Source organism: Sphaerisporangium fuscum (assembly GCF_018531465.1).
In the GTDB taxonomy this organism is placed as follows: domain Bacteria; phylum Actinomycetota; class Actinomycetes; order Streptosporangiales; family Streptosporangiaceae; genus Sphaerisporangium; species Sphaerisporangium fuscum.
In genome coordinates, this window is record NZ_JAHDTF010000041.1 from 93,840 (window position 1) to 100,498 (window position 6,659).

General features: G+C 71.3%; 6 protein-coding genes and 1 pseudogene. 5 read left to right on the plus strand and 2 right to left on the minus strand.

All coding sequences use genetic code 11. From position 1 onward, the window contains the following. Window positions 1-51: 51 nt before the first annotated feature. A complete protein-coding gene (locus tag KIK05_RS40230) occupies window positions 52-771 on the plus strand; it encodes a YqjF family protein (protein WP_214416147.1) in 720 nt (239 codons plus the stop codon). Window positions 772-828: 57 nt separating this feature from the next. Here KIK05_RS40230 and KIK05_RS40235 read toward each other — a convergent pair whose 3' ends face one another. Then, window positions 829-2,277: an alpha/beta hydrolase gene (locus tag KIK05_RS40235; RefSeq protein ID WP_214416148.1), complete on the minus strand. Its 1,449-nt coding sequence runs from the start codon at window positions 2,275-2,277 to the stop codon at window positions 829-831. A 216-nt stretch (window positions 2,278-2,493) separates the two neighbouring features. Here KIK05_RS40235 and KIK05_RS40240 point away from each other — a divergent pair, with 216 nt between their 5' ends. The 3 genes from KIK05_RS40240 to KIK05_RS40250 all read left to right on the plus strand — a co-directional run bounded on the left by KIK05_RS40240 (window position 2,494) and on the right by KIK05_RS40250 (window position 5,627). Next, entirely contained in the window at window positions 2,494-3,087 is a 594-nt protein-coding gene (locus KIK05_RS40240) for a DUF4396 domain-containing protein (protein WP_214416149.1), read from the plus strand. 58 nt (window positions 3,088-3,145) lie between these two features. Then, complete coding sequence (locus tag KIK05_RS40245; RefSeq protein ID WP_214416150.1) at window positions 3,146-4,534, plus strand: serine/threonine-protein kinase; 1,389 nt, start codon at window positions 3,146-3,148, stop codon at window positions 4,532-4,534. Window positions 4,535-4,814: 280 nt separating this feature from the next. After that, window positions 4,815-5,627: an SAM-dependent methyltransferase gene (locus tag KIK05_RS40250; RefSeq protein WP_214416151.1), complete on the plus strand. Its 813-nt coding sequence runs from the start codon at window positions 4,815-4,817 to the stop codon at window positions 5,625-5,627. 6 nt (window positions 5,628-5,633) lie between these two features. Here KIK05_RS40250 and KIK05_RS40255 read toward each other — a convergent pair whose 3' ends face one another. Then, window positions 5,634-6,257 carry a TetR/AcrR family transcriptional regulator gene (locus KIK05_RS40255; RefSeq protein WP_214416152.1) on the minus strand — a complete coding sequence of 208 codons (624 nt, stop codon included), beginning with the start codon at window positions 6,255-6,257 and terminating at the stop codon, window positions 5,634-5,636. Window positions 6,258-6,484: 227 nt separating this feature from the next. On the opposite strand from KIK05_RS40255, the pseudogene KIK05_RS40260 reads away from it, so the two are divergent. After that, window positions 6,485-6,659, plus strand: a pseudogene (locus tag KIK05_RS40260) (TCP-1/cpn60 chaperonin family protein); the annotation flags it as partial.

Here is a 6,659-nt window from a genome sequence, read left to right on the forward strand (position 1 = left end):
GCATGGGACGACGGCCCGTGCGACGCGGGCCTGCTCGGGTAGGACCCCGGGATGGTGACCATGCAGACGCCTCGGGTCGAGCGGCCGGTGATGTATCAGCGGTGGGCAGAGGTGGCGTTCGTTCACTGGCGGTATCCGGTGAGCGTCCTCCAGGCCCTGGTGCCGGAGGGGCTCACGGTGGAGACGTACGACGGGGTCGCGTATGTCGGGTTCACGCCGTTGCTGATGACGGACGTGCGGGTGCCCGGTGTGCCGGCCCTTCCGTGGATCTCGGAGTTCCCTGAGACCAACGTCCGGACGTACGTCCGCGACGCCCAGGGGCGCAGCGGGCTGTGGTTCCTCTCGCTGGACGCCGGGAGGCTGCCCGCCATGCTGGGCGGCCGGGCCGGATACTGGCTGCCGTACTACTGGTCGGACATGTCGGTCGACGTCGAGGGGGAGCGGCGCCGGTACCGCTGCCGGCGGCTCTGGCCGGGGACGACGGGCGCGCGGGGTGACGCGGACGTCGACTTCGGGGCGCCGCTGACCGAAGCCGAGCGGGACGGGCTGGTCGACTTCCTGACCGAGCGGTACCGGCTGTTCTCCGTCGTCGCGGGCAGGCTGGCCACGGCCGAGGTGGAGCACCGGCGGTGGCCGCTGCACCACGCGCGGCCGGCCGAGGTCAACCCGGGGCTGCTCCAGGCGGACGGCCTCCCCGCCCCCGACCACGACCCGCTCGTGCACGCCTCGCCGGGCGTCAAGGTGCGGATCGGGATGTGGACCTGGGTCTAGGGACCGCAGGACCTCCGTGGCAGGGGCCGGTGTGGACAGGGGACGGGGAGGGGGTCGTCAGTCCGGCCGGCAGACCGTTCCCCGGGCGGGGAGGCGGCCGGTGACCAGGTACTGGTCGATGTGGTCCGTCGCGCAGGTGGAGCGCATGTAGGCGGTGTGGCCGGTGCCGTCGTACGTCAGCAGGCCCGAGCCGCTGATGTGGGACGACAGGCTGCGGGCCCAGGCGGCCGGGGTCGCCGGGTCGTGGGTGGTGCCGACGACCAGGATCGGCGGGGTGCCGTGGACGTTCACGGGCCGCTGCGGGTTGGCGGGCGGCACGGGCCAGCCGAGGCAGCCGGCCGTCATGTCCCAGAACTCCGACGTGCCCTTCATGTGCGGTGACAGCTCGCGGACCTTGTTCAGCCGGGCTCGCAGGTCCCGGTAGCCGTGGATCTGCGGGTCGATGTCCAGGCACAGCACCGAACGGTACGCGGCGGTGCTCGCCGGGTCGTCCAGCGCCTGGCTCCGCATCGAGGCGAAGATCGACGCGTCGCCCTGTTCGGCCTGGGCGATGGCCGTCGCCAGCCCTCCGGCGTACTCGGGCACCATCGTGAGGAAGGCGTAGGCGACGTAGCGCAGTTCCTCGGCCGTCAGCGGGCGTCCGTCCTTGACCGGGACGGGTTCGCGTTCGGCGCGCGCCACCAGGTCGTCCCACACACGGCCCACGTCGCGGCCGTGCAGCCTGCAGTTCTCGGTGCGGTCGCACCAGGCCGCGAACTGGTCGAACGAGTCCTCCACCGCCCTGGTCGCGTCGGTGACCAGACGCCGGGAGCTCATGCTGTGGTCGACCGCGCCGTCCAGCGCCATCGCGCGGACCCGGTCCGGGAACAGCTGGGCGTACTGGGTGCCGAGGATGGTGCCGTAGGACTTGCCGAGGAAGGTCACCTTCGTCTCGCCGAGGGCGGCTCGCACGGCGTCGAAGTCGCGCGCCACGCTCATGGTGTCGACGTGCCGCAGCAGCGGGCCTGTCGCGGCCAGGCAGCTCTCACCGACGGCCTTGTTGTGCGCGACGAGCGCCTCGTAGCCGGCGGACGTGCCGGGATACTCGCTGACCTCGGGGTCGTGGACGGGCAGCCCGCACTGTACGGCCTGGCTTTCCCCCACGCCGCGCGGGTCGATGCCGACGACGTCGAAGCGGCGGAGCAGTTCCTGGCTGAAGGCGGTGGAAGGGTAGTCGCGGACGATCAGCGCCGCCTGCCCGCCCGGGCCGCCGGGGTTGTAGAAGAGCGTGCCGACGCGCGCGGCGGGATCGGTCGCCTGGCGGCGCACGACGGACAGTTTGATCGTGGGGCCCGTGGGGTCGGCCCAGTCGACGGGGACGTCCAGGGAGCCGCATTCGGCTCCGGGCCGGTCGCCGCACCGCCGCCAGGAGATGGGGGTGTCGGCGGCGGCCGCCGTACCGCCGCTCAGTGTGACGGGGAGGACGGCCGCCAACGCGAGCAGGGAGGCCGTGAGCGTTCGGTTCATGGAGTGCCATGGTTCCGCCCGGCGCGGGCGAGATCTTCGGCCGAAAGTACGGCCGCCATCGGCCGGATGGACATGGATCCGAGGGCCCCGGAAAGGCCTCGTCCGATCGGACGCCGCGAGCGGGTCGCCCAGCCAGCACTTTCGGAAATAAACCCCGGGGGGGTATCGTTCGTCGTGGAGAAGGTACGAGGCGGGCTTCAAGGGAAGAGGTGTGCCATGCGGCACTCGGCGGAGCACGAACACCACGCTCAGGGCGAGCAGCATGACGTGCGGGGCGGACACCACGACGTCAACTCCGGCCACGTGGACCATGCCGGCGCTCACGCGGGTCACGGCGACCACGCAGACCATGCCGGCCACGCCGGACATGCCGGACACGGTGGCTGGCGGATGGCCGCGCTGGCGACCCTGCACTGCCTCACCGGGTGTGCGATCGGCGAGGTGCTCGGCATGGTGATCGGTACGGCGCTGGGCTGGCACAACGTCCCGACGATGGTGCTGGCGATCGTGCTGGCGTTCGTCTTCGGCTACTCGCTCACCCTGCGCGGCCTGCGCCGGGGCGGTGTCGCGTGGCGTGACGGCGTCAAGCTCGCGCTGGCGGCCGACACCGTCTCGATCGTGGTCATGGAGATCATGGACAACGCCACGGTGATCGCCATCCCGGGCGCCATGGACGCGGGGCTGGCCGACGCCCTGTTCTGGGGCTCACTGGCGATATCCCTGGTCGTCGCCTTCGTCGTCACCACCCCGGTGAACAAGTGGCTCATCGGGCGGGGCAAGGGCCACGCCGTCGTCCACGGCCTCCACTGAAAGGCCAGTTCGGGCACATTGCCCGAATGGGACGGCCCAGGTGGGGTACCCGGTGCGCATGGCCGATTCAGAGACGTCCGAACGAGTGGTGGCGGGGCGGTACCGGCTGGCCGAACCGCTCGGGCACGGCGGTATGGGAATCGTCTGGCGCGCCGTGGACGAGCTCCTCGGACGGGAGGTCGCCGTCAAGGAGCTGCACGGATCGGCCGAGCTGAGCGGTCCCGCCCGGGAGATGTTCATCAGGAGGACCTTCCGCGAGGCCCGGGCGGCCGGACGGCTCAGCCATCCCGGCGTGGCGGCCGTGTACGACGTGTTCGAGGAAGACGGCCATCCCTGGATCGTCATGCAGATGGTGCCCTCACGGACGCTCGGGGCGGTGGCACGCGAGGACGGCCCGCTGCCACCCCGTCAGGTCGCCCGGGTCGGCCTCCAGGTGCTCGCCGCTCTGCGTGCCGCCCACGAGGCCGGGGTGCTGCACCGGGACGTCAAGCCCGACAACGTCCTGATCACCGCCGACGGCCAGGCGGTGCTCACCGACTTCGGTGTCGCCGTCCTCGATGACGACTCCGCGATGACCGGGACGGGAGTGCTGATCGGCACGCCCGCCTTCATCGCCCCCGAACGGGCACAGGGCGGGAAGGCGCAGCGGGCCTCCGACCTCTGGTCGCTCGGCGTGACGATGTTCATGGCCGTGGAGGGACGCTCGCCGTTCCAGCGGGGCAACGTGCTCGGGACGCTCGCCGCCGTCCTGTACCAGGATCCGGGGCCGCTGCTGCGGGCCGGGCCGCTCGCCCCGGTGATCGAGGGGCTGCTGGTCAAGGACCCGGCGGCGCGCATGACGGCCGCCGAGGCGGCGCGGTGGCTGGAGGCGGTCGCCGCCGACCAGGTCACCGAGCCGGTCCGGACGCCCGTACGCGTTCCCGGCCTGCCCTGGCTGCGTGGCCACCTGCGTGGCCGGTCCAGGGCCGTCTTGTCGGGGGTGGGGGCGTCGGTCCTGGTGGCGGGTCTGGCGGTGGGCGCCGCGACGTACGTCACCTCCGGTGCCCGCAGCCCGACGGCCGCCGCCCTCCCGGTGAGCACGCCGACGGTGACCGTGTTCCAGACGGCGACCGTGCCGGCGGACCCCGGCGTCAGCCCGTCCTCGCGCCCGATGGCGTACCAGAGACCGGATCGGACGCCACGGCGGTCCCTGACCCCGCACGTCCACAGCCCGGCGAGGAAGGCGCCGCCCGCTGTGATCGTCCCGAAGGCTCACAAGGGCAACCCCTCCCCCCGTACGGAGAAGAAGCCCAGTGGAGGCGGCTCGCACGGGAACGGCTCCAAGGACAAGAAGGGCGGCAAGGCCGCCAAGGCCAAGAAAGCAGCCAAGAAGGCCGCCAAGGAGCCGGCCAACGGCAAGCACCACCACAACCCCGGCAAAGGACACGGCAGGGGAAAGAAGAAGTAGCGCCCCCCTTCAGGGGTGATCCGACGTGCGGCGGCGCCGGTTTCGCCGTACGTCGTCCCGTCGTTTCGGCGCCGTTCGGGGAGGGCCGTGTTCGGCGGGGGAAGTGGTCGTGGTGGTGGCTTCTCCGGTCGGCGAACTCTGCCGTCGAGTCCCCGTCCGCCGTTCGGGGGAAGTGGGTCGGGTTCGTGCCGTTGTGTGGTGAGTCGCCCGTCTGGTGGGTCTTGATCCTCTAAGTTGGAGGTCCGATTGTGTGGTTTTGAACAACTGCGAGGACGTTCTGATGGGTGAGGGTTCTCCCGAGGCCGACCCGGTGGTGGCGAGACGTATCAACACCTCGGTGCCGCACTCCGCGCGGGTGTGGGACTACTGGCTCGGGGGCAAGGACAACTTTCCGCCCGACCGCCAGGTGGGGGACGAGATCGTGAAGGTCATGCCGGACCTGCCGGTCAACGCGCGTGCCGAGCGGGAGTTCATCGGGCGTGTGGTGCGTCATCTGGCCGGTGAGGCCGGCATCGACCAGTTCCTGGACGTGGGCACCGGCATCCCGTCGGCGAACAACACCCACGAGGTGGCCCAGCGCGTCAACCCCAAGGCCCGCGTCGTCTATGTCGACAACGACCCGATCGTGCTGGTCCACGCGCGGGCACTGCTGCGCGGCACCCCCGAGGGCGCCACGGCCTATCTTGATGCCGACCTGCGCGAGCCCGAACCCATCTTGAAGGAGGCCGCGGCGACCCTGGACTTCTCGCGCCCGGTCGCGTTGATGCTGATGGGCGTGCTGGAGTTCGTCCCGGACGCCGACCTGGCGCACGCCTCGGTGAGCACCCTGCTGCAGGCGCTGCCGTCGGGCAGCCACCTGGCGATCGCGCACAGCGTGCACAGCCCCTCGATGGACGAAGCCGCCGCCAGGTGGAACGCCAGCGCGGCCACCCCGCTCACCTTGCGGACGCCGGAGCAGTTGACGGCGTTCTTCGACGGGCTGGAGCTGCTGGAGCCGGGCATGGTCTCACTGCCGAGGTGGCGTCCCGAGCCCGGCACCAGCTACCGGGGCCGCCAGGTGTTCCAGTACGGCGCGGTGGGCCGCAAGGCTTAGAGTGCCCTACCTGCCTCCCCCGGGCGGTGGCTCGTCGGAGGCGGCGGGGATGACGTGGGCGAGTGCGCGGCGCAGCACCGTCCCGAACGGCCGGGGGTCGCCGGGAGTGAGCCAGTGCCGGCCGGCGATCCGTACGGCGGCGGCGACCGCGGCCGCCGTGACCTGGGGAAACAGGTCTGTGGCCGGGTCGGTGCCCGTGCGCTCGGCGATCGCCTCGGCCAGTGGCTCCTCGGCCATGGCGAACGCCTTCAGGGCCTCTCCTTCCAGGGCCGGGGTGGACATGATCATGCTCAGTCCGGCCCTGTCGGGTTCCGGGTCGGTGAAGAGGTCGATCACCGCGGCGGTGATGGCCTCCCCGAGGGGCTCGTCGGCGGGCCTGGACCGCAGGACCTCTCCCAGGCGCCGGGCCCGGTCGGCCTGCGAGGCGCAGATCGCCTCTTCCCGGCTGGAGAAGTAGTTGTTGTAGGTCCGCGGTGAGACTCCGGCCGCCTCGGCGATCTCCTGCACCCGTACCAGGGCGAGCCCGTGGGGGCCTCGCTCGATCGCCAGGCGCAGTGCGGCGCTCCCTATCGCTTCCCGGGTGGCCTGCTTGTAGCGCGCCCGTAGGTCCATGCCTTCACCGTCGTTCATGAGGCCGATCCTATCCGGCAGTTGCGTGGATGGCATTCCTTGCGTGTCACGCGTGCTATGCGTGACGCGCAACTTGTGGGTAGAGTGCGGATCGATATCTGGCACTCGCCTCCCGTGAGTGCCAACACCAGGGGTGGCCGGGACGGCGAGGTCGCCAGGCCGTCCGTCGCGGGCGCCGTCCCGGTTCGCCTGTCCGCAAGGACCTCTCCCGACAAGCAGGAGGAACCATGGCTTCAAAGATGATCGCGTTCGACGAGGGGGCGCGCCGCGGCCTGGAGCGCGGTATGAACCAGCTCGCCGACGCCGTCAAGGTGACCCTTGGTCCCAAGGGTCGTAACGTCGTGCTGGAGAAGAAGTGGGGCGCTCCCACGATCACCAACGACGGTGTGTCGATCGCCAAGG

What these genes read in the sequence shown, in the direction of transcription:
- KIK05_RS40250 (WP_214416151.1), top strand. Translation starts at nt 4,815, where the DNA reads ATGGGTGAGGGTTCTCCCGAGGCCGACCCGGTGGTGGCGAGACGTATC.
- KIK05_RS40255 (WP_214416152.1), bottom strand. Translation starts at nt 6,257, where the DNA reads ATGAACGACGGTGAAGGCATGGACCTACGGGCGCGCTACAAGCAGGCC.
- KIK05_RS40240 (WP_214416149.1), top strand. Translation starts at nt 2,494, where the DNA reads ATGCGGCACTCGGCGGAGCACGAACACCACGCTCAGGGCGAGCAGCAT.
- KIK05_RS40230 (WP_214416147.1), top strand. Translation starts at nt 52, where the DNA reads ATGGTGACCATGCAGACGCCTCGGGTCGAGCGGCCGGTGATGTATCAG.
- KIK05_RS40235 (WP_214416148.1), bottom strand. Translation starts at nt 2,277, where the DNA reads ATGAACCGAACGCTCACGGCCTCCCTGCTCGCGTTGGCGGCCGTCCTC.
- KIK05_RS40245 (WP_214416150.1), top strand. Translation starts at nt 3,146, where the DNA reads ATGGCCGATTCAGAGACGTCCGAACGAGTGGTGGCGGGGCGGTACCGG.